The sequence below is a fragment of the Mesorhizobium sp. M0119 genome, assembly GCF_040322615.1.
Taxonomy (GTDB): Bacteria; Pseudomonadota; Alphaproteobacteria; order Rhizobiales; family Rhizobiaceae; genus Mesorhizobium.
Window position 1 is genome coordinate 21,040 of the sequence record NZ_JAMYTU010000041.1, and the last position, 21,343, is coordinate 42,382.

Here is a 21,343-nt window from a genome sequence, read left to right on the forward strand (position 1 = left end):
GCACAGCGGGTCTCATGCGCCGAAGCTTAGGGTATCTTCAAGGTTTTTCCCAGACTGCGATAGGCCGCAATCACGGTATTTGCCATCAGCATGGCAATCGTCATTGGTCCTACTCCACCTGGAACAGGCGTGATTACCGCGGCGACCTGTTCGGCTTCGGCGAATGCGACGTCGCCGACGAGCTTCGTCTTCCCTTTGTCTTTTTCCGGTGCGGCAATGGGGTTGATGCCGACATCGATCACCGTCGCGCCGGGCTTCACCCAATCGGCTTTGACCATTTCAGGACGGCCGACGGCCGCCACCAGAATATCGGCATTGCGGCAGACGGACGGCAGGTCTTTCGTGCGTGAATGAGCGATTGTCACAGTCGCATTAGCGTTAAGAAGAAGCTGAGCCATCGGCTTGCCGAAAAGGTTCGAGCGGCCGATGACAACGGCGTTCAATCCCGAAAGATCTTCGCCATGCGTGCGGCGTACGAAGACCATCGCACCGGCCGGTGTGCAGGAGACGAGACCGGTTTCGAGATCGCCCGTTGCGAGCTTGCCTGCGTTGACGACATGCAGGCCGTCGACATCCTTTTCAGGCAGGATCGACTGAATGATCGCATCACTGTTGAGATGCTTCGGTAGCGGAAGCTGCACGAGAATGCCGTGGATCGAAGGCTCGGTGTTGAGCGTAGCGACGAGCGCTGCGAGCTCTTCCTGGCTGGTTTCGGCAGGCAGCGTGTGCTGCACCGACTTGAAGCCGCATTCCTTGGCCATCTTGCTCTTGGAATTGACATAGGCATGGCTTGCCGGATCGTCGCCGACGATAACCACAGCAAGACCGGTTTTGACACTACTCTGCTTCTCGAGCTTTGCAGCGGCGGTCTTGATCCTGTCGGTTACGGAAGCAGCGACTTGCTTCCCATAGATAACAGTAACCATGCTCATCCCATCCGCTCGGACGCATAGGAGCCGGGACTGGCTGGAAACACGATGGTCCTGTTGCCGTTGATGAACGTCCTGTGGTGAATGTGCGCGTGTATAGCTCTGGCTAAAACCTGGCTTTCAACATCACGGCCGATCGAGACATAATCCTCCGCGCTCTGGGCATGGGTGATGCGGGCGATGTCCTGCTCGATGATCGGACCTTCGTCGAGATCGGCCGTGACGTAGTGCGCCGTGGCGCCAATCAGCTTGACGCCGCGCTCGTATGCTTGCTTGTAGGGGTTGGCGCCCTTGAAGCTTGGTAGGAAGGAGTGGTGGATGTTGATGATCTTGCCGGACATCTTCTGGCACATCTCATCTGATAGGATCTGCATGTAGCGGGCCAGGACGATGAACTCGGTGCCAGTCTGTTCAACAACCGCCACGATCTGCGCTTCGGCCTGTGACTTGTTTTCCTTGGTCACCTGAATGTGGTGGAAGGGAATATCGTGGTTGACTACGACCTTCTGGTAGTCGAAGTGGTTGGAGATGACGCCAACGATGTCGATGGGGAGCGCGCCGATGTTCCAGCGGTAAAGCAGGTCGTTGAGACAATGACCGAAGCGCGAGACCATTAGCAGTACCTTCATGCGGCTGGCGCCATCACGAATTTCCGCCTCCATGCCAAATTTCTTGGCCACCGGGGCAAACGACTCCCTCAGTGCGGGCAGCGTGACCCCTTCTTCGGAAATAAACGAAACGCGGGTGAAAAATTTTCCGGTATCGAGATCGTCGAACTGCGAGCTGTCGACGATATTGCAGCCGCTGTCCGCCAGAAAGGTGGAAATCGCTGCGACGATGCCACGAGTGGACCTACACGTTACGGTCAAAATCAAGTTGTTAGGCATACTTACTTCCTTTGTAACCAGCAAACCAACCGCACGATTTGCAGTGCTTGTCCCGACTATCGATACTCAGCACTCATTCTCGTGAGATCGTCCCAAAGGCTCTCTGCAAAACCTCGCAGTACCATCAGCTCGAAGGAGTCGGTGTTGATGCGGGTGATGTGGGCGGCGATGTGGCCGACCAGAGTCGTCGCTGATTGCCCGACGGGTAAGGAGCCGGCGGAAAGGTCGACGGCCGTGCCCTTCGACAGGACGCGCGCGGCCTGACTGCCTTCAATGCGGATCCGAACGCGGCCACCGCTCTGGTCGATTCCGGTGGCGCGCGGTTCGAGCGTCTCCAACAGGGCCTTCATATCCCGGTGCGTCATCGGCTCATCGCCGACGATGAACCATTGTCCGGGCGAAACGCTGCGAACGGCGCCCTTGCCGAGAGCTCTCAGAAAGGATGCCATGTCGTGTTCGCCGGGTTGGGCAAGCACATGCACGATCGCGCCTTCCGGCAGGGCCGAGAGTTTGACCTGAGGGGAGGAGATGGCGGTCTTGGCGGCAAGCGCCGGGCGAAGGATCGGGCGGAAATCAGACATGGAGCTTCTCGTTCTGCGAATCGACGAAAACCGGATTGCACAGCCGCGCGGCGGTAAACTCGCCCCGCAGGCCGTTCCACACCACCACTTCCTCGCCGTGCCGTTCCGGCCCGTGCTTGACGAGCGCAAGGCCGATGGTAGAGCCGATATGCGGTGAATAGGCGCTTGAGGTGACATAGCCCTGGTCGTTTTCGAGCGTCGCCACGGCATCCTTGGCGAGGATGTGGGAGCCGGTGCGGAAGGATTGCTTCGGATCGAGCGGCATGACGCCAACCAGGCGCGGCCGGTCGGCCGCGGCGAGGCCTTCGCGATCCACCATCGCCTTGCCGATAAAATCGGCCTTGGCGCCCGAGACCATTTTCGCAAAGCCGAGATCGGCTGGCACGACGGTGCCGTTGATCTCGTTGTGGGTGACATGGCCCTTTTCGATGCGCATCACGCCGAGCGCCTCGACGCCATAGGGCATGATGCCGTCGGACAAGCCGGCGTCCATCAGCGCGTCGGCGACGCTTTCGCCATAGCCGGCCGGCACCGCAAGCTCATAGCCGAGTTCGCCCGAAAACGAGATGCGGAACAGTCGGCCATGCAACTGGCCACCGAACAGCGAGACCTCTTTCGCCGCCAGGAAGGGGAAGGCTGCGTCGGAGACGTCGTCATCGACGATCTTCTGCAGGATCGTGCGGGCTTTCGGACCGGCGATTGCCATCTGCGCCCACTGGTCGGTTGCCGAGGCGAGGCGCACGTCGAGATCGGGCCACAGCGCTTGGGCGCAGAATTCCAGATGATTCATGACACCGGCGGCATAGGCGGTGGTTGTCGTCATGAAGAAGCGGTTTTCCTCCAACCGGCTGGTGGTGCCGTCGTCGTAGATCATGCCGTCCTCGCGCAGCATCAGGCCGTAGCGAGCCTTGCCGATGGGCAGTTTCAGGAAGGCGTTAGAATAGACGCGATTGAGGAATTCGGCTGCGTCTGCGCCACAGACCTCGATCTTGCCGAGCATCGAGACGTCGCAGAGCCCCGCATTGCGGCGTACGTTCAGCACTTCGCGGTCAACACTGTCGCGCCAAGACTGCTCGCCGGGGCGTGGGAACCAGGAGGAGCGGTACCAGAGACCAGTCTCGACGAAGACGGCGCCGTGCTTTTCCGCCCAGCCGTGCAGCGGCGATTTGCGCACCGGCTGAAAATGGCGGCCGTGATGGGGGCCTGTCAGCGCGCCGAAGGAGACCGGCGTGTAGAACGGCCGGAATGTCGTCGTGCCGACCTCGGCCGGCGAGACGCCGCGCGCTTCGGCGAGAAGGCCGATGGCATTGACGTTGGAGAGCTTGCCCTGGTCGGTCGCCATCCCGTTGGTTGTGTAGCGCTTGGCAAGCTCGACATGGCCGTAGCCTTCGCTGACGGCAACGCCGAGATCCTTGCGGTGCACGTCGTTCTGGTAATCGACGAAGGCCTTACCCTTGACGCCGGCGATCGACCACAGGGGCTTGGCTGGTGGAGCGACGATATCGCCTACGACCGTGGCGAAGTCGGCGGCTGCCGCCGTGAACCCCAGCTCCGCCGCCATACCAGCGCCCTTTTGCGCGCCGTCGGCAAGGCAGGCGGCAAGACCGTCTGCAGCGTTGACCGCCCCGGCGAGCACGAGCCCCTTCAGATTGCCGGGCGCGAGGAAGGCTGCGTGTTCGTCCGACCAAGCCGGCTTAGCTCCACGGTGGCAGGCGAGATGGATGATTGGGCTGAAACCGCCGGCCATGGCGAGTGCATCGATGGCGAGGCTTTCGCTGCGGCCGTTCGCGCGGATATCGATTGCGCTCAGCGTCTTGCCGCCCTTGGCATCCGTTACTACGGCACCCCTGATGAGGCGCGCTTTGCCCGCATAAGAACTGCCGCCGTTCTCGCGGCTGTCGATGATGGCCGCAAGCTGGAGGCCTTGCGCTTCGAGGTCACGGGCAAGCGCATAGCCGCTGTCGTTAGTGGTGAAGATCGCCGCCGTCTTGCCGGGGGCGACCGCATAGCGGTTGAGGTAATGGCGCATCGCGCCTGCCATCATCACGCCCGGAATGTCGTTGCCGCCGAACACCAGCGGCCGCTCTTCCGCCCCCGTGGCCAGTACCGCGCGCTCGGCGGCGATGCGCCAGAGGCGCTCCACCGGCACGTCGGGCTTCGGCTGGGCAACATGCTTTTGCACCCGCTCGACGGCGCCGAAGACATTACCGTCATACCAACCGAAGGCGGTGGTGCGGGCAAGCAGGGTGACATTCGGTAGCGCTTCGAGTTCTGCGACGCAGACGCTGGCGAAATCGGCGGCCGGCCGACCGTCGACCGTTGCCGTCTCGGTAAGAAGCGCGCCGCCGGCAAGCGGATGTTCGTCGAGGAGAATGACGCTGACGCCGGCGCGACCGGCCGTCAGCGCTGCGGCCAGGCCAGCCGGTCCGGCGCCGATGACGAGCAGGTCGCAATGGGCCCAGCATTTGTCATAGGCGTCGGGATCGGCCTCGTAGGCCGCCTTGCCGAGGCCGGCCGCCTTGCGGATGAAGGGCTCGTAGACCTTTTCCCAGAAGGGGGCCGGCCACATGAAGGTCTTGTAGTAGAAGCCGGCGCCAAGGAAGGGCGACAACAGGCTGTTCAGTGCGCCGATGTCGAGGTTAAGCGACGGCCAGCGGTTCTGGCTCTTCGCTTCCAGCCCGGCATAGAGCTCCTGCATGGTGGCGCGGGTGTTGGGTTCGGTGCGCCCGCCACTGCCGATGGTCATCAACGCATTCGGCTCGGCGGCGCCTGCCGTCAGGATGCCGCGCGGCCGGTGATATTTGAAACTGCGGCCGATGAGGCGGCGGCCGTTGGCCAGCAACGCCGAGGCCAGGCTGTCACCGTCAAGCCCCTGCATCGACTTGCCGTCGAAGGTGAACGATAGGGGTCTGGTGCGGTCGATCAATCCGCCCTTGGGCAAACGGTAGGAGGTCATGCGCTAGCTCCTTGCCGGTCAACGGTTTTCTCGACGCATGCAGCGTCGCGGCAAGCGGCGATTTCATGGGTCACGGTGTCGCGCGCGACGACCAGCCAGCGGCGGCAGCCGGAGGTATGGTGCCAGTATTCCTCGTAGGCGCCGCGGGGATTGTCGCGCAGATAGACATAGTCGAACCAGGCATCAATGCCGGCATCGGCCACCGGCCGCGCAAGCGCTGCGCCCTTGATGGTGAATTCCTCTTTTGGTCGAGGCCCGCAATGCAGGCAGGGCACGAGACTTACCATTTGGAATGTCCTTGATCCAAGATCAGTGAAGGTTGGGCTGGGCGCCCTGGCCCTTTTCGTCGATGAGGTAACCGCGTTGGAAGCGGTCGAGGCGGAAGGCCGTCGCGGTTGCCTGCGGCGTGCCGCGTGCCAGCAGATGGGCAAAGCAGAAGCCCGAGGCAGGCGTCGCCTTGAAGCCGCCATAGCACCAGCCGGCATTCAGATAGAGGTTGTCGATCGGAGTGCGGTCGATGATCGGCGATCCGTCCATCGACATGTCCGTGATGCCGCCCCAGGAGCGCAGCACCCTGACCCGCGACAACGCCGGGATCATCGCCTTGCCGGCTTCCACAACGTGTTCGACCGTCGCAAGGTTGCCGCGCTGCGCATAGGAATTGTAGCCGTCGATGTCGCCGCCGAAGACAAGGCCGCCCTTGTCGGACTGCGAAACGTAGAAATGACCGGCGCCGAAGGTGACGACGCCGTCGATGAACGGTTTCAGCCCCTCCGAAACGAAAGCCTGCAGCACATGGCCTTCCAGCGGCAGCTTCAGATCCGCCATGCGGGCGACTTCAGACGAATTGCCGGCCGCCGCCAGCGCCAGCTTGCCGCAGCCGATGAAGCCGCGCGAGGTCTCGACGCCGGCGACGCGGCCGTTCTCGCGGCGGATGCCGGTGACCTCGCAGCCCTGGATGATATCGACGCCGCGGCTGTCGGCGCCGCGCGCGTAGCCCCAGGCGACCGCATCGTGGCGCACGGTGCCGCCGCGCTTCTGCAACAGGCCGCCCTGGATCGGGAAACGGGCATTGTCGTAGTCAAGGAAGGGCAGCATCTTTTGCACCGCGGCGCGGTCGAGCAGGTCAGCGTCGACGCCGTGCAGGCGCATGGCGTTGCCGCGCCTCGTATAGGCATCGCGCTGGGCGTCCGAGTGGAAGAGGTTGAGCACTCCGCGCTGCGAGACCATGGCGTTGAAGTTGAAATCCTGCTCCAGCCCTTCCCACAGCTTCATCGACAGTTCGTAGAAGGGATTGTTCCCGGGCAGGAGGTAGTTGGAACGGATGATGGTGGTGTTGCGGCCGACATTGCCGGAGCCGATATAAGCCTTCTCCAGCACCGCGACGTTGGTGATCCCGAATTCCTTGGCGAGATAATAGGCCGTGGCAAGACCGTGTCCGCCGCCACCAACGATGATCACGTGGTAATGCGGCTTGGGTTCGGGCTGGCGCCAGGCCGGAGTCCAGGCCTTGTTGCCGCGAAGTCCATTGAAAAGGATAGAGAGAGCTGAGTAGCGCATAGGATTTGGTTCCATGTGGTTTCAGCTTGTATATCTCGCCAAGACGATTATTCTTATCTTCAGGGAGCCAAAAAACGATACAGAAGAGCCATGTCTGATCAAACCAACCGGCTTACGCAGACAATTGGGTTTCTATTGCTGCCCGGCTTTTCACTGATGTCGTATGCGTCCGCAACGGAGCCGCTGCGCGCTGCAAACCTTCTTGCTGGCCAAGCACTCTACGACGTCAGACCGATTTCGATTGACGGAACAGCTGTGGCCAGCTCTTCCGGCGCCATCATCCCCTGCCAGCGGCTGGATCGTTCTGTGCTGAACATCATCTTCGTCTGCGCCGGCGGAAATCCAGCGAGCCAAGGCTCGGCCGCGCTTTTCGCAGCGCTGCGCCAGTTGTCTCGCAACGGGGTTCGCATCGGCGGAATTTCAGGTGGACCTTATCTTTTGGCTGCTGCCGGCTTGCTCGATGGCCGGGACTTTACAGTCCATTGGGAGCATGCAGCGGCAATTGTTGAAGCGTTTCCTCTGCTCAGTCCACGCCAGGCCAGATATGTGCTCGACGGAAACCGCATTACCTGCGGAGGTGGGATCGCGCCTCTGGATATGATGCACGCCCTTATTTCGGAGAGGATGGGAGCGGATTTCGCCCGCCGCGTCAGCGACTGGTACCTGCATACTGCGGTTGCAGAACCAACGGCGCCACAACGGGCCTCCGCCGCCGAGCGCTTCGGGGTCAACCATCCAATCCTGTTGAATGTTTTGGAGAAGATGGAAGCTGCTATCGAGCGGCCTTTACAGCGCTCCCAGATGGCGATCTATGCCGGTGTAAGCAAGCGTCACCTCGATCGCCTGTTTTCCGAGCATCTCAACGCGGGGTATTCGGACGTCTATCGAAAGTTTCGCCTTGCGCATGCGCGCCGCCTGTTGCAGCAGAGCCCCCTTTCTATATCCGAAATCGCCTTTGCAACAGGCTTCTCAAGTGCAGCTCACCTCTCCCGATGCTATTCGGCACTGTTTGGAAAGAGCCCGAAAAAGGAACGGAGTTGACTATTATGTTCAAGGTTAGAACCTTGGATTTGACAGGGCGGCTTGTTTTGCGACGGGGCGGTCGAACGTAACAAACAAGCGCCGCTTAGAGCCGTAAAGACAGCAGACGTTGTTCACGATAATCAGGGAAGGATCGAACCAGTTGGACACCTCGAAAACCTCCCCATTTCGACCGCTTCGTGATTCACTGTCATTGTGATTTGCGGGAGGCTGCGAATGCGGGGACAGGCGGGGTTCTGGGACATCGACGAGCGCTATCTGCGGCTGAGCGAGGCCGGCGATCCGCTGGAGAAGCTGAATGCGGTGGTGGCGTGGGAGGTTTTCCGCAAGCCGCTCGGCAAGGCGCTGAAGCGCTCCGATGGCGCGAAGGGTGGCCGGCCGCCTTACGATCCGGTGATGATGTTCAAGATCATGGTTCTGCAGGCGCTCTACGGCCTGTCTGACGACCAGGCCGAGTTCCAGATCCAGGACCGACTATCCTTCATGCGCTTCCTCGGGCTGGGTCTCGGAGACAGGGTGCCGGACGCCAGGACGATCTGGCTGTTGCGGGAGCATCTCACACAGGCCGGCGCGGTGGACAACCTGTTCGCCCGTTTCGACAAGCACCTCGGCAAGGCCGGCTACCTGGCGATGGGCGGGCAGATCGTCGATGCCACCATCGTGGCGGCGCCCTAGCAGCGCAACACCGACGCCGAGAAGACTGACATTAAGGCGGGCAAGGTTCCGGACGAGTGGAAGAACAAGCCCGCGAAGCTGCGCCAGAAGGACCGCGATGCACGCTGGACGGTGAAGTTCTCGAAAGCCAAGGTCGCCGAAGAGGGAAAGGCGCAGCAACGCGACATCGCCATTCCCGCCTTTGGCTACAAGAACCACGCCTCGATCGATCGCAGACACGGCTTCATCCGAGGATGGAACGTCACGGGCGCGTCAGCCTATGACGGTGCTCAGCTTCGCAATGTGCTCAACCGCGGCAACACCGGCTCGACGGTGTGGGCCGACACGGCCTATCGCTGGAAGAAAAACGAGGAGTGGCTCGACCGGAACGGCTACGTCTCCGACATTCACCAGAAGAAGCCGCAGGGCCGGCCCATGAGCGAGGCGACGTCGCGGGCCAACGGCCGACGCTCCAAAATCCGTGCCTTTGTCGAGCACGTCTTCGCGCAGCAGAAATCCCGCATGGGTCTGATCGTGCGCACGATCGGCATCGCGCGGGCCAGGATCAAGATCGGCATGGCCAACCTCGCCTACAATCTCACCCGCTTCGTATGGCACCAGGGGCGAACTGCGCCCGCATGACGGCGAAGGCGGCGCAAACCGCCGCCGCGATGCCGAAATCGGCAAACCGCATCAACCTCAAAAACCAAATCCGAAGCGATCTCCGTTCATCAGTCCACGCAGAACATCGGCGCGGCCCTACCGGTCCGCGAAACGCCGGTAGTTCGAGGTGTCCAGTTTTGACCAGCGCAATCGCTTTAGCTTAAGCCAACCGCACAGCCTGCGATTACAGCGATAACGTCTCGTTGAGCTACTTGGGGCATCAATCACGGCCGATGGCGTCGACCATCATAGCGTTTGCTAGACTAGGAGCGCGGGAATAGCCGGACCTGTTAGTCCTGTGACGCAGTCCATGTCCGTTTTGCGGAGATGTCATTTACTTGTTTACTAACATCAATTATGACCGTAGCCACTAAACAATGGATGGCCTTTTTGAGAAGTCGGCCGCCGATCCCCGCAACAGTAATTACTATGCAGAGCTTCAAATCCGAATCATGGAACCAAGGGGGAAAAACGCAAATTGGTCGTCCGGCAACCCAAACGCTGCTTGCGGAAAGATGCAGGTGATCGAATTTGTTTTGCTCGATGCATTTTCGATGATGTCGTTGACCAGCGCGATCGAGCCGTTGCGTACCGCTAATCGCCTCCTTGATCGGGAGGTCTATAACTGGCGTTTCACCTCAGAGGACGGTAACACCGCCACCGCATCAAATGGTCTCGAGGTGAAAGTCCATGAGCGATTTGGCACATCAGGTGCACCTGATTACGTTTTCGTTTGCGCTGGTATGACCCTCGTTGCCCACGACCAGAACCGACTCAATGCAGCCTTGAACAAACGCGCCCGCCAAGGCTGCAAGATGGGTGCCCTTTCAATGGGATCGGTCTTCTTGGCAAGAGCTGATTTGCTCAACAATGCGCGATGCACCTTGCATTGGGAAGGGCAACCAGCCTTCCGGGAGGAGTTCCCTGAGGTGAGGCTGTGCAACGACCTCTTCGTAATTGACGGAAACCGCTACACCTGCGCGGGTGGCACCGCGAGTCTTGACATGATGCTGCACCTCATAACGCGCGAGCACGGAGCAGCGCTTGCGCGCTCTATTGCCAATCAGTTTCAGGTGGATCGCATCCGGACGGGCGATTCGGAGCAGCGGCCAGGAAGCTCGGTGAGATGGGATACGCTTCCGCCACAAGTTATGCAGGCGGCCACGCTGATGAAAGGCTCTTTTGAAAACCCACTCAGCATGGAACGGATATCGCGTGCTGTAGACTTGAGCGTGAGGAATCTCGAGCGTCTGTTTGAGCGACACACCGGTCAAACGCCGGCCCGATATTACAAAATTCTGCGGCTGGAGCACGCGCGCGATCTGCTAATGCACACAAATCTACCGAGTACCGACATCGCGATTGCTACCGGCTTTTGCTCAAGTTCGTATTTCTCTGTATGTTACAAAGAGCATTTCGGTCATTCGCCTTCGAAGGAACGCCGTCGAACACTCTAGATGCCGTATGGGCGGGTGTGCTCGTCGCATAGCCAAGAAGGTGGTGTCGCTCAGAGTGAACGGGTTCCAATTGTTTTCGCCCCCCAAGCATCAGGCGAGGGGCAACCATGGACTATTATGCACGAATTGAAGTGTCGTGGAGCTGGCGAAGGTGACGAGTGAGCCTGATGGCAAAGAGCGGGAAACGCAGTCCGTTACGCATGTCTCATTGCAAAAAAAGCCGGCTTTCTGTTGCGAAAACCGGCCAATCAATGAGTTGAGGGAAAAAATCAGCTCCACGGATAAGGGCTGTTCGAGGACGGGTGCAGCTCACCCGTTTCGTAGCGGCCAAGACGGAAAGGCTTTAGCAGGCGAGATTCATGGCCCAGGACTTCTTCAGCAACAAGCGCACCCACGCCGATCATTTTGTAACCGTGATTGGAGTCGGCGATGATGTAGACGTTCTCACCGAATGCTTCGAAGACCGGGAAGTTGTCCGGCGTGAAGCAACCGATGCCACCCGACGGCTCGCGATGGAACTTGTCCATCATACCTTCAAACCGTTTGTTGCAGTGAGCCAGCGCCGACACCCACATATGGGCGAATTCCTTGCTGGCGATGAATTCCGGCGAGGAGGGGCCGTAGGGATCGATCTGAACCTCCTCCACCGGCGTTTCGACCTTGTAAGGCATTGCACCGCCTTGGACGCCGCCGAAATTGAAGTCAGGCTTGTAATAGATTCCCCACATCTTGTCGGTAATCAGACTTCCGTCGACGATGGAGTAAAGCGGCGCGTCCGTGTCGACGTGAATAACCGGCGGCATCGTGCCATCGTTGGTCCTGAACGTGCTCGGGTCGACGCCGAGTACGCCTTCCTCAAGCTGCCAAAAACGCCACATGGGAATACCGCCATGGAGCTGGCCATCCTTGCCCTTGATCGTGACCGTCTGCGGCAGTTCCGCCATGCGCCAAAAATCGCGGACCCACGGGCCGGCGCCGACGACGAGATAGTCGCATGTGATGGGGCCCTGATCGGTGTCGATGCCGGTCAGGGCCGAGCTTGATCCGTTCGCGAAGGTCATACCGGTCACCGTCACGCCGGTCAGGATACGGACACCCTCGCTTTCTGCCTTCTTCGCCAGCGCGTAGATCGCCGCAGTGTTATGGGCGTAGCCGCCCTTCTTTTCATGAAGGACGGAAGTTATGTTCTTTGCCTGCCAATCCGAAAACATGTTCTTCATATAGGTGTCGCAGTCAACTTCGCCTTCAATAAAGACCGAGGTATACCCGATGGCCTTTTGCTGCTCGTAGATGCTGCGAACGTCTTCGTGCATCGATTCCGAACTGATTTGCATGTAGCCGACGGGATTGTATTGATAGGCTTCGGCGTCGCTCTCCCAAACGCTTACCGAATGCGCCATGAGCTCGCGCATCGCGGGTTGAAAGTAGTTGTTGCGGACGACACCGCAGGCAATGCCGGATGCTCCCGCGGCGATGCCGCCTTTGTCGACAACAAGAATATCGGCGCCCGAACCCTTGCGGGCCTTCTTGAGTGCCAGAGCCAAATGATAGGCGGTCGAAAGGCCATGAATGCCGGCACCGATGATCACGTAGGATGATGATTTGGGAAAGGCCATGAGATTACTCCTTTGTTGGCTTTGTTCTCCATCATCCAGTATCTCCCGATTTTGTGGGGCCTAGTTTCGGTTTTTCGTCAAACCCGTTAGAAAAAACGGCAGTCTACGTGTCCGCTTTGGTTGCATCAACCGCGAGCCATTGCCGCATTTTAGCAGCGGTCGGGGAAGAATCCGAGCTGATGCGTGATGAGCTGTGCGTGGTTCTGGCATCGTCGTCATTCTGCCGCTCCAATATCGGTCGCTTCTCCACCGCTCGGGCTGAGCGTCAAAAGCCAGCGGGCATCGAACGCCCGGTGATGGGACCAACTCCAAGAATGGTCTCAGTCGCCGGCTCAATTCATTTGCACGGTGCTCGCGAGCACGAGCGCCGCCGGCGACGTGAAACACCAGTCGGGTTACGCCCTCCCCCGACTGAACGCGGATCGACCATGGAGAAGTCGCATTGCGCAAAACAAGAGATTTGCGATAGAGAGACGGAGAATCTACATGAGAGCAGACGGCCAAATGAACGTCTCGACCATTGATTACGGTCGCAGGGACTCGCGCATTGAGAGTGGCTCACCCGCTTCACCGCCGGCGACCGGCTCGAACTTGACACCAACCGGTCAAAACGCCTGTGCTTTGACCAGGAAATCCCTTTTAGCGGGTTCCTACGGGCCGAAAGTTAGGCGCTGCCCTCATCACTCCTGGCACTTGCAAGCTCAACAACGTTAGCCCCGTCGCCTAGCTTTCCCAAAACCTCGACGCCACCATCAAGGGCCATCGCAGAGCCAGCCCTGGAGATTCCGAAGCGTCAAACGCAAAATCCGTAGGGGATCAGCGACGTGTTTATCCCAATTGACCTGCCATGGGTAATTTCCTCCAGTTGGGATTAGAGTCCGGCCTCGTTTGAAGGACGGACTGATGAAGAGAAAGCGATTTACGGAAGAGCAGATCATCGCGGTTTTGCGGGAACACGAGGCGGGGGCGAAGGCGGGCGATCTGGCCCGCAAGCACGGGATCTCGGAGGCGACGCTGTATAATTGGAAGGCCAAATATGGCGGGCTGGAGGTGTCGGACGCCAAGCTGAAGGCGCTGGAGGAGGAGAACGCGAAGCTGAAGAAGCCGCTTGCCGACCAGATCATCTGGAAGCCTCGGCGCTGCGCGAGCTTCTTTCAAAGATAGGGCCCGTCGCCAAGCGCGAAGCCGTCGCGCATCTGAGGCGCCAGGGCCTGTCGGAGCGGCGGGCCTGCTCGATCGTTGCTGCCGACCGCAAGATGATCCGTTACCGGTCCTGCCGCCCGCCTGAGACGGAACTGCGCGGCCGCTTGCGAGACCTTGCCACTGAGCACCGGCGCTTCGGCTATCGGCGGCTGTTCATCCTGCTCAGACGCGAGGGCGAGCCGTCGTGGCTCAACCGCATGAGCGGCTCTATCGCGAGGAAGGGCTGACGGTTCGCAAGCGACGGTCACGACGACGCGCGGTTGGCACCCGCGCCCCGGTTCTGGCCGAGGCAAGGCCGAACGCCCGCTGGTCGCTGGATTTTCCACGGCCAGTTCGCCCGCGGCAGGCGCTTCCGCGTGCTCAACATCGTCGACCACATGACACGCGAATGCCTGGCGGCGATCGCAGACACCTCGATCTCGGGCCGGGGTGTCGCGCGCGAACTGACGGAACTGGTCGCCCGCCGCGGCAAGCCTGGCATGATCGTCTCCGTCTATGGCACCGAGTTCACCTCGAACGCCACCCTCCCCTGATCGAAGGATCACAAGGTGGAATGGCATTACATTGCGCCGGGCAAGCCGATGCAGAACGGCTTCTGCGAGAGCTTCAACGGCCGGATGCGCAACGAACTCTTGAACGAAACCTTGTTCTTCGGCCTCGACCATGCGCAGACGACGATCGCCGAATGGGCGGACGACTACAACCGATCGCGCCCACATTCGGCGCTCGGCTACATCACGCCCGCGGCCTATTCCGCCAATCTCACTGCAACGAGCGATCAGCTGCATAACCCCGACCAGCTCCGCCGATCGCCCGTTGCTCAACCCGCGCACATACGGCGTACAACCCGCCGAGGCTCTAATTGCCGCTGGATGAAAATTCGGTGGCAGGTCACAATCTAACGTCATTTATATAGCGTCACAGAATCGACAAGTGCTTGCACGATAGCTCGAGTAGTCGAGTTCGTTTTCGTTTTCGTTACAATATGGAATAAATTTCGGTGTCGCTGCGTCGTGCGCGACAAACGCACAAGCTGGCCGAGCTGAAGTTGCCTATCAACGAACCCCGTCCAGGCAAGGGCAGCACCACGCCCAGCGATTGCCTCATCCATCATTGGCAGATAGCTCGTGAATCGGGGGCCACTCAAATTTCGTTCCGTGCCGATCCAAGATTGCCAGTTGTCGCCAACGCTAATCGTTCGGTGCAGAAGCGGAACATCTAGGAAAGCCTGCGGGTCTTCCGACGCAACTGCTGGGTAGCGCTCGAGGAATGCCGGCGAGCAGACCGGAAACCACTCGCCGTCAAACAGCCTTGTGGCAGCGAGCCGCGGCCAATCCTCAGGTCTTCCGAAGCGGAAGGAAAGTGCCACGTCCGGCCGATCAAAATCCTTATACTCATTTGATGTCAGCAGCATCACCTGGCCGTCAGGAATATGTGACACCACCCTATCAAACCGCGGCATTAGCCACATCTGCGCAATGTCGTAGCTGCAGCCAATCACAAAGGTATTTCGATCCGGGGCCTGCAGACTTTCAACCGCTTGCCTGATCGCGCCCAGACCATCACGGATCGCCTCAGCTAGATCGCTACCCTCCTTAGTCAGAATGGCCCGGTTGCCCTTGCGCGTGAATAAATGGACTCCCAATTGGCGCTCAAGATTGGCGACATGCCGGCTGACCGCCGATTGCGCAATGTTGAGTTCCTCGCTTGCTGCCGTTAGCCCCCCGTTTCGTGCCGCCGCCTCGAAGACGACCATGGCGTTAAGCAGCGGCAGCGATGTCCTCAGTGTCTTCATAGCGGGAGATCATTCGGGCAACTAAGAATGCTTTTTTGTTATGATCGACTATCATATCGATGTTTGTGGCACAAGTCTGCTTGACACATAATCCTGACGAAACGTTATGGTCAAAGGAGTTCAAAATGCAAGTAACCGCAAGAGGCAAATCGCAGCTCGACGGGAGCTCAGTTGTTAGCCTTATCGATCATCACCGCCCCAACTGGTCGCTTGAGCAGGCGTTTTATGTTGACCCGGCAATCTTTGAGCTCGAACGCGAATTATGGTTTCCGCGCCAATGGTCGCTTGTTGCCCATAACAGCGAGGTGCCAGAAAGAGGCCGTTACATCGTGCGCCAACTCTTCGACGAAGAGATCATCGTGGTTCGTTTCGGCGACGGGGAGGGAGATATCGCGGCCTACTACAACGTCTGCACGCATCGCGGTTCACGACTTTGCGCCAAGGACGGGCGCGGTCGGCTGTTGGTTTGCCCATATCATGCTTGGTCGTTTCGGTTGACTGGGGAGTTACAGACCAGGCAAGATTTGCCCGGAGGCGTCGATCCAGACGCTGTCGGATTGCATCGTGTGCCCACGAAATGCCTTGGCGGTCTCGTGTTCTGCGGCCTCGAAGAGGCTAGCTTGCCTGACTTTCAACCCGTTGCTGATGCGCTTGACGGCGAATTGCGCGAGCACGGCATAGACCGGGCGCGAATTGTGGCGCGCAAGAGCTATCCGATGAGAGCCAACTGGAAGCTCGTGTTCGAGAATTTCCTCGAATGCTATCATTGTGGACCAGCACATCCCGAATATTCAAGTGTGAATGCGCACGTCAAAGTGAGTGCGACGCGCGACAAGGACAAGGCGGCTGAATGGCACCAGGAACTCGAGACTTGGCGTAGCTTGGTTGGCGATGCTGAGTTCAACAAACGGGTATGGGAGCCTGGAGGCCTCGACAAGACGCCGTTCGGCATGCACCGGAAGCCAATCGGCGATGGTCGTAAGACTCTTTCCCAAAATGGTCAGCCGGTTTCGCGTTTGATGGGCGGGCGAAACACTTACGATGGCGGCCAGACCGGCTTTCGAGTTGGCCGTCTTTCCTTCCTCAGCGCAGCCAATGACTTCGTCGCAGCTTACCAGTTTATCCCGCGCAACGTGGCGGAAACCGACATTGTGGTAACTTGGCTGGTCGACAAAGACGCCGATGCCAACGTTGACGCGGATGCAATCAGTTGGTTGATTCACGTCACCACTCTCCAGGATTTGAAGATTGTCGGAGACAATGCCGCTGGAGTCGCTTCTAGAGCCTACCGGCCTGGCCCTTACACGGCGCTTGAGAGCGAGCCGTCTTCCTTTACTCAAGCGTATCTTGCGGAAATGCGTTCGCTGCTTACAGGCGAGCGGCCGACCGCGGCTCCGGTTTGGCAACTACCTGAGGGTTACGCTGGGCAATCCGGGTGCAAGGTAACTCAGACTGCCTAAGCGGTCCGAATTACCAAAGAAGCCTTTCGAGGCTCGGCTATCCGGTTCCACAACATGGGTTACGGGATAATCCTAGACAGTTTTATCAAACGCGCCTCAACGGTATTCGTATGCTTCACCAACTGACCGTGAGCCAAATCCGCCGGGAGACCGCGAATGCGGTCTCCCTTGTCTTTGACATTCCACAGGGACTTGCGGCCCGTTTTGCTTTCACGCCCGGGCAATATCTAACCCTGGAAGCTGCGATCCACGGCGAGCAATTGAGACGTCCTTACTCAATCTGTTCTGGCCTTGACGATCACGAGATCCGAGTGGCTGTCAAAGAGGTCGCGGGCGGACGGTTCTCGTCCTTCATCAACCGCGACCTTAAAGTAGGCGACGTCCTCGGCGTGATGGAGCCAAAGGGCCGCTTTGGTTTGGCACCGGTCCCGGAGAGTGGTCGCATCATTCTTGCGGTGGTCGCAGGCTCGGGCGTCACTCCAATTTTCTCGATCGCCAGAACCGTGCTTGCCCGCGAGCCGCGTAGTCAATTTCTTTTGGTCTGCGCAAACAGGCGGCGAGAGGACATTATCTTCGGCGCGGAAATTGAGCGACTTAAGCAGTTTTATTCGCCCCGCCTCATAGTGCATCACGTGTTTTCGCGCGAGTATAGCGAGCTGGAGCAATTCCGGGGCCGAGTCGATGGGGAGATGCTCGCCGCCATCCTCAAGGAGGCGGGTGTGCCGGGCTCAGTCATCAACGATGCACTTTTATGCGGGCCGCCGGAAATGATGGTGCAACTCAGCGCCGCACTACAAGCAATGGGCGTCGCGCCCACGAGAATCCTCACCGAGGTGTTTAGCGTAGCAGCCGCCAAGTTGGAGCCGTGCGACCTTTGGCCTGAAGGGGATGCCGTGACGCGCCAGGTTGAAATTCGGCTAGGTGGACGTGGCACTAGCATTGATGTCCGGCCTGGCGAGACTATAGTCGGTGCTGCCCGTCGCAGCGGAGTTGAAGTCCCATATTCCTGCGGCGGAGGCACTTGCTGCTCGTGTGTCGCTAAAATTGTTGCGGGCAGCGTGGAAGCTCCTCCTGCCAGCGCTCTTGAACCGTGGGAAAGAGAAGCGGGCTTCGTACTCACTTGCCAATCGCGACCCGCATCGGATCGATTGGTCGTGGACTATGACGCTGCGTTTTAAGCCGAACCATCCGCAACGCCGGCCATGCAACAAGAGTCGACGAGCGGTGATCCTGTATCCCGGTTTCCCAGGAGTTAAGATCTTCATTGAAGGGGCAAGAGCAAACCAATGGGTAGGTTAAAGCTAGCCTGTGCACAAATGTCGTGTATGCCCGCAAATATTGCGGGCAATCTCGACAAGCACCTGCGATTCATTATGGAAGCGCGTTCAAAGGCAGTCGATCTACTCGTTTTTCCAGAGCTTTCCCTCACCGACTATCTCTCGGCGCCGGATTTGGGATCGCTTAAGCGCTCGATCGATTCAACTGAGATGGCTGCCGTAGCGAACGCGGCGGAGTCAATGGCTGTTTCCTTCGGGTTCATTGAGGCCGGCGAAGACGGTAGCAGCTACAATGCACAGGCTTTGGTATCTAATGGCACGGTAATACATGTGCATCGCAAGCTTAACCTTCCTACATATGGCAATTTGCGGGAGGGTTTTTTTTACTCAGCCGGGAACCGCGTCGATCTCGCACAGGTGGATACCACGCGAGCCGCAACTCTAATCTGCGCTGACAGCTACAATCCTGCGCTCACCTGGCTGGCTGCCCTCCAAGGGGCAGATCTCCTTCTGCACCCCATTGCATCGGCCCGGAGTGCTGTCGGAGGCGATTTTGACAATCCGGCGAGTTGGGAAACGAATTTGCGCTACATCGCGATGATCTACGGCCTTCCTATAGTGATGACCAACCATTGCGGCACCCGCGGCGCCCTAGATTTCTGGGGCGGATCGCGAATTCTCGACGCTAACGGACGGGAGCTTGCTCGGGCAGGCGAGGGCGAAGTGCTCATAGATGCAACCATTGAAACAGGGGACACAATGCTCGCGAGACAGCTTTTGCCTACGGTTCGCGATTCTGCGCCTCAACTTGTAGCAACAGAGCTTGGACGTGTCCTTGGCCATCTGAAAAAGTCAGATCATTTGGTTTGCAGGGAATTGTGCCCTCCGGCGACTTGAGTTGGATCAAGTTAAATCAGCGAAAACAACTGGCAACGGAGATAATTGTGGCGGAAAACATTCAGCAGGCAATGCAGGTAGCTTCCTTCATTCACGACTTGGATTTTGTCGATGTGCCGGCCGATGTGCGTCATCAAGCTCGACGTTGCCTTATTGACACCTTGGGAGTTGCGATCGCTGGAGCGCGTCTGCCAATTGCCAAAATCGTAAACCGCTTCGCAGCTCGTCACCTTGGCACTTCGGATGCCCGCGGTGCGAGGCTTCTTCTTGACGGTCGCGAAGTCAGTGTTCCGGGAGCAGCTATGGCCGGGGCGGCAATTATCGACGGGTATGATGCTCATGATGGGCACGTTCTCTGTAAGGGACATGTCGGTGTCACAGCATTGCCCGCTGCACTTGCCTTTTCTGATAGTTTGAAACTTGATGACTTTGATGAGTTTCTGACTCTCCTTCTGATTGGTTATGAGGTCAGCACCCGAGCTGGGATAGCGCTTCACGCGACATCTCTAGTTTTCCACTCGTCGGGTGCATGGAATTCCTTTGGACCTGCCGCGATCGGAGCCAGAATGCTGCGACTTTCGGCATTGGAAACGTGCCACGCTCTTGGGATTGCGGAATACTACGGCCCACGCTCACCACTTATGCGCGTTGTCACCTACCCTACGATGCTGAAAGATGGCTCAACGATGGGCGCCTTTGCAGGCACTTCTGCTGCATACTTAGCGGCAGAGGGTTTCACCGGGGCACCTGTAGAGACAGTAGATCTGGAGTTGGAGGCTAAGGACTTATGGTCTGATCTTGGTCAACGTTGGCGAATTGTGGAACAATATGTAAAGCCGCTACCAGTTTGCCGGTGGACACAGCCTGCCGTTCAAGCAGTGCTTTCTCTGAGAATCCGCCATCCGGGGTTGACACATGAGCATGTTCAGTCCGTTGCGATAGAAACCTTCCATGAAGCCGTTTCGTTGAGCTGCAGGGAACCATCCGAGACGGACGCAGCACAGTACAGCCTACCATTCACAGTGGCGGCGGCCTTAGTCCATGGTCGTCTAACTCCATCAGAGATCGCTGGTGTTGGGCTTTTCGATCCAGACGTGCTTTCAGTCAGCCGTAACGCTCAACTGATCGAAATGGATACATACAACGCTCTCTTTCCAGCTGAACGATGGGCAAATGTCCGATTGACGCTAAAGGATGGCACTGTACTCGACAGTGGAGCACATACCACCATAGGCGATGCAGCCGAGCCTTTGAGTGACGACGCCCTTATGAGCAAATTTCGCGAAAACTGCAGCGGTACGTTTGGCTGCGAGAGAGCAAACCGAATTGCAGAGATTGTTCTGGGTGGTTCACCCAATAGAAGCCTACGCGAGCTTTGTGACCTTGTGACGGCGCCGAACGAGACAAATAGATAGCGTTTTCGATCCAAATGCTAGCGACTTCGACGAAGGACAACTCCGGATCGGTATCGGCCAAGCTTAGTGTAGAATGTCGCGTCCAATCTCGTGTGACGGAACTAAATAAGTGAAGCCAGTCGCAAACAGATCTAGATCCGGCGCTGGATTTTTCAGTTTCCAAACGGACGCGCGTGTCCTCCGGCGAGGGGACGAAGAACTACTCGCTCTTCAAAAGCCTTGTTAGTCCCTCGGACGTTTCCAACTATGAGAATATGAGAATCAATACTCTGTCAACTGATGATAAATCTTGCGGTTGTCACCAGATTTTGCCTGAGCCGCCACTGCCACGTGTGCTGGCTGGCCACCAAAGAACTGACTGGGTGGTCGTCGGTGGGGGCTTTGTGGGGCTAGCGTCCGCAAGACGGCTGGCGGAGTTGCGTCCCAACGACCGGATCATCTTTGTTGAGGCGCTCCGCATCGGGTATCGGACGCACGAGAATGAAGTATGAAGCGTGGGTACAGCCGAAGCGAAATTTGAAATCCTGCGCATGAAGGTATTTGGCATCGCCTGTAACAAAATCTCCTGGAGAAGAACGTCATGAACATCGCCCGACTGTATGAGTCAGGTCGTCATACATGGAGGAGCTACGGCAAACCTCGCAGGGCAAGTTCCCGACGAGTGCTCAGGACGGTTCGTTTAGATCTCCCAATTGGCGCTCAAGATTGGCGACATGCCGGCTGACCGCCGATTGCGCAATGTTGAGTTCCTCGCTTGCTGCCGTTAGCCCACCGTTTCGTGCCGCCCCTAAGAAGATGACCACGGCGTTCAGCAGCGGCAGCGATGTCCTTAGTGTATGCATACCGGGAGATCATTCGTAAGCGCTATTTTCGCTGCACGTTGACGCGAGCGCTTTCGACGGAGGCCTTCGAATCGGGAACGGTATCTGGTCTGATCAGGCTGCTGTTGCTT

At 58.6% G+C, this 21,343-nt stretch carries 15 protein-coding genes and 2 pseudogenes; 8 read left to right on the top strand and 9 right to left on the bottom strand.

All coding sequences use genetic code 11. From position 1 onward, the window contains the following. Positions 1-26 precede the first annotated feature (26 nt). The 6 genes from folD to NKJ40_RS26240 are packed head-to-tail and all read right to left on the bottom strand — an operon-like array spanning position 27 to position 6,913. Complete coding sequence (gene folD, locus NKJ40_RS26215; RefSeq protein ID WP_352468558.1) at positions 27-926, bottom strand: bifunctional methylenetetrahydrofolate dehydrogenase/methenyltetrahydrofolate cyclohydrolase FolD; 900 nt, start codon at positions 924-926, stop codon at positions 27-29. A gap of 2 nt (positions 927-928) precedes the next feature. Further along, entirely contained in the window at positions 929-1,816 is an 888-nt protein-coding gene (gene purU, locus NKJ40_RS26220; protein ID WP_352468559.1) for a formyltetrahydrofolate deformylase, read from the bottom strand. Positions 1,817-1,872: 56 nt separating this feature from the next. Continuing rightward, positions 1,873-2,397 carry a sarcosine oxidase subunit gamma family protein gene (gene soxG / locus NKJ40_RS26225; protein WP_352468560.1) on the bottom strand — a complete coding sequence of 175 codons (525 nt, stop codon included), beginning with the start codon at positions 2,395-2,397 and terminating at the stop codon, positions 1,873-1,875. Next, complete coding sequence (locus tag NKJ40_RS26230; RefSeq protein ID WP_352468561.1) at positions 2,390-5,353, bottom strand: sarcosine oxidase subunit alpha; 2,964 nt, start codon at positions 5,351-5,353, stop codon at positions 2,390-2,392. The genes soxG and NKJ40_RS26230 overlap by 8 nt, the downstream gene beginning before the upstream one ends. After that, positions 5,350-5,640 (bottom strand): sarcosine oxidase subunit delta, encoded by a 291-nt coding sequence (locus NKJ40_RS26235; protein ID WP_352468562.1) that lies wholly within the window; start codon positions 5,638-5,640, stop codon positions 5,350-5,352. The genes NKJ40_RS26230 and NKJ40_RS26235 overlap by 4 nt, the downstream gene beginning before the upstream one ends. Before the next feature lie 22 nt (positions 5,641-5,662). Further along, positions 5,663-6,913: a sarcosine oxidase subunit beta family protein gene (locus NKJ40_RS26240; protein ID WP_352468563.1), complete on the bottom strand. Its 1,251-nt coding sequence runs from the start codon at positions 6,911-6,913 to the stop codon at positions 5,663-5,665. Between the two features lie 90 nt (positions 6,914-7,003). On the opposite strand from NKJ40_RS26240, the gene NKJ40_RS26245 reads away from it, so the two are divergent. The 3 genes and pseudogenes from NKJ40_RS26245 (at position 7,004) to NKJ40_RS26255 (ending at position 10,728) form a co-directional block, all read left to right on the top strand. Next, positions 7,004-7,954, top strand: coding sequence for a GlxA family transcriptional regulator (locus NKJ40_RS26245; RefSeq protein ID WP_352468564.1), 951 nt, complete (start codon positions 7,004-7,006; stop codon positions 7,952-7,954). A gap of 216 nt (positions 7,955-8,170) precedes the next feature. Next, positions 8,171-9,250: pseudogene (locus tag NKJ40_RS26250) on the top strand (IS5 family transposase). Positions 9,251-9,648: 398 nt separating this feature from the next. Then, positions 9,649-10,728 (top strand): GlxA family transcriptional regulator, encoded by a 1,080-nt coding sequence (locus NKJ40_RS26255; protein WP_352468565.1) that lies wholly within the window; start codon positions 9,649-9,651, stop codon positions 10,726-10,728. A 269-nt stretch (positions 10,729-10,997) separates the two neighbouring features. Here NKJ40_RS26255 and NKJ40_RS26260 read toward each other — a convergent pair whose 3' ends face one another. After that, positions 10,998-12,344: an NAD(P)/FAD-dependent oxidoreductase gene (locus tag NKJ40_RS26260; protein ID WP_352468566.1), complete on the bottom strand. Its 1,347-nt coding sequence runs from the start codon at positions 12,342-12,344 to the stop codon at positions 10,998-11,000. A 903-nt stretch (positions 12,345-13,247) separates the two neighbouring features. On the opposite strand from NKJ40_RS26260, the pseudogene NKJ40_RS26265 reads away from it, so the two are divergent. Continuing rightward, positions 13,248-14,423, top strand: a pseudogene (locus tag NKJ40_RS26265) (IS3 family transposase). Positions 14,424-14,451: 28 nt separating this feature from the next. On the opposite strand, the gene NKJ40_RS26270 reads toward NKJ40_RS26265, so the two are convergent. Further along, entirely contained in the window at positions 14,452-15,342 is an 891-nt protein-coding gene (locus NKJ40_RS26270; RefSeq protein ID WP_352468567.1) for a LysR family transcriptional regulator, read from the bottom strand. A gap of 125 nt (positions 15,343-15,467) precedes the next feature. On the opposite strand from NKJ40_RS26270, the gene NKJ40_RS26275 reads away from it, so the two are divergent. The 4 genes from NKJ40_RS26275 (at position 15,468) to NKJ40_RS26290 (ending at position 20,391) form a co-directional block, all read left to right on the top strand. Beyond that, the gene (locus NKJ40_RS26275; RefSeq protein WP_352468568.1) at positions 15,468-16,802 is read left to right on the top strand and encodes an aromatic ring-hydroxylating oxygenase subunit alpha; all 1,335 of its coding nucleotides are present in this window, start codon (positions 15,468-15,470) and stop codon (positions 16,800-16,802) included. 110 nt (positions 16,803-16,912) lie between these two features. Further along, a complete protein-coding gene (locus tag NKJ40_RS26280; RefSeq protein ID WP_352468569.1) occupies positions 16,913-17,980 on the top strand; it encodes a 2Fe-2S iron-sulfur cluster-binding protein in 1,068 nt (355 codons plus the stop codon). 108 nt (positions 17,981-18,088) lie between these two features. Beyond that, on the top strand, positions 18,089-18,976 hold the full coding sequence (locus tag NKJ40_RS26285) for a nitrilase-related carbon-nitrogen hydrolase (protein ID WP_352468570.1): 888 nt from the start codon (positions 18,089-18,091) through the stop codon (positions 18,974-18,976). Between the two features lie 47 nt (positions 18,977-19,023). Further along, positions 19,024-20,391 carry an MmgE/PrpD family protein gene (locus NKJ40_RS26290; RefSeq protein WP_352468571.1) on the top strand — a complete coding sequence of 456 codons (1,368 nt, stop codon included), beginning with the start codon at positions 19,024-19,026 and terminating at the stop codon, positions 20,389-20,391. 665 nt (positions 20,392-21,056) lie between these two features. On the opposite strand, the gene NKJ40_RS26295 is transcribed toward NKJ40_RS26290, so the two are convergent. Then, positions 21,057-21,233 carry a helix-turn-helix domain-containing protein gene (locus NKJ40_RS26295; protein WP_352468572.1) on the bottom strand — a complete coding sequence of 59 codons (177 nt, stop codon included), beginning with the start codon at positions 21,231-21,233 and terminating at the stop codon, positions 21,057-21,059. Positions 21,234-21,343: the final 110 nt, after the last annotated feature.

Coding starts and splice junctions, on each gene's coding strand:
- folD (WP_352468558.1), bottom strand. CDS start 926: ATGGTTACTGTTATCTATGGGAAGCAAGTCGCTGCTTCCGTAACCGAC.
- purU (WP_352468559.1), bottom strand. CDS start 1,816: ATGCCTAACAACTTGATTTTGACCGTAACGTGTAGGTCCACTCGTGGC.
- soxG (WP_352468560.1), bottom strand. CDS start 2,397: ATGTCTGATTTCCGCCCGATCCTTCGCCCGGCGCTTGCCGCCAAGACC.
- NKJ40_RS26230 (WP_352468561.1), bottom strand. CDS start 5,353: ATGACCTCCTACCGTTTGCCCAAGGGCGGATTGATCGACCGCACCAGA.
- NKJ40_RS26235 (WP_352468562.1), bottom strand. CDS start 5,640: ATGGTAAGTCTCGTGCCCTGCCTGCATTGCGGGCCTCGACCAAAAGAG.
- NKJ40_RS26240 (WP_352468563.1), bottom strand. CDS start 6,913: ATGCGCTACTCAGCTCTCTCTATCCTTTTCAATGGACTTCGCGGCAAC.
- NKJ40_RS26245 (WP_352468564.1), top strand. CDS start 7,004: ATGTCTGATCAAACCAACCGGCTTACGCAGACAATTGGGTTTCTATTG.
- NKJ40_RS26255 (WP_352468565.1), top strand. CDS start 9,649: ATGGATGGCCTTTTTGAGAAGTCGGCCGCCGATCCCCGCAACAGTAAT.
- NKJ40_RS26260 (WP_352468566.1), bottom strand. CDS start 12,344: ATGGCCTTTCCCAAATCATCATCCTACGTGATCATCGGTGCCGGCATT.
- NKJ40_RS26270 (WP_352468567.1), bottom strand. CDS start 15,342: ATGAAGACACTGAGGACATCGCTGCCGCTGCTTAACGCCATGGTCGTC.
- NKJ40_RS26275 (WP_352468568.1), top strand. CDS start 15,468: ATGCAAGTAACCGCAAGAGGCAAATCGCAGCTCGACGGGAGCTCAGTT.
- NKJ40_RS26280 (WP_352468569.1), top strand. CDS start 16,913: ATGCTTCACCAACTGACCGTGAGCCAAATCCGCCGGGAGACCGCGAAT.
- NKJ40_RS26285 (WP_352468570.1), top strand. CDS start 18,089: ATGGGTAGGTTAAAGCTAGCCTGTGCACAAATGTCGTGTATGCCCGCA.
- NKJ40_RS26295 (WP_352468572.1), bottom strand. CDS start 21,233: ATGCATACACTAAGGACATCGCTGCCGCTGCTGAACGCCGTGGTCATC.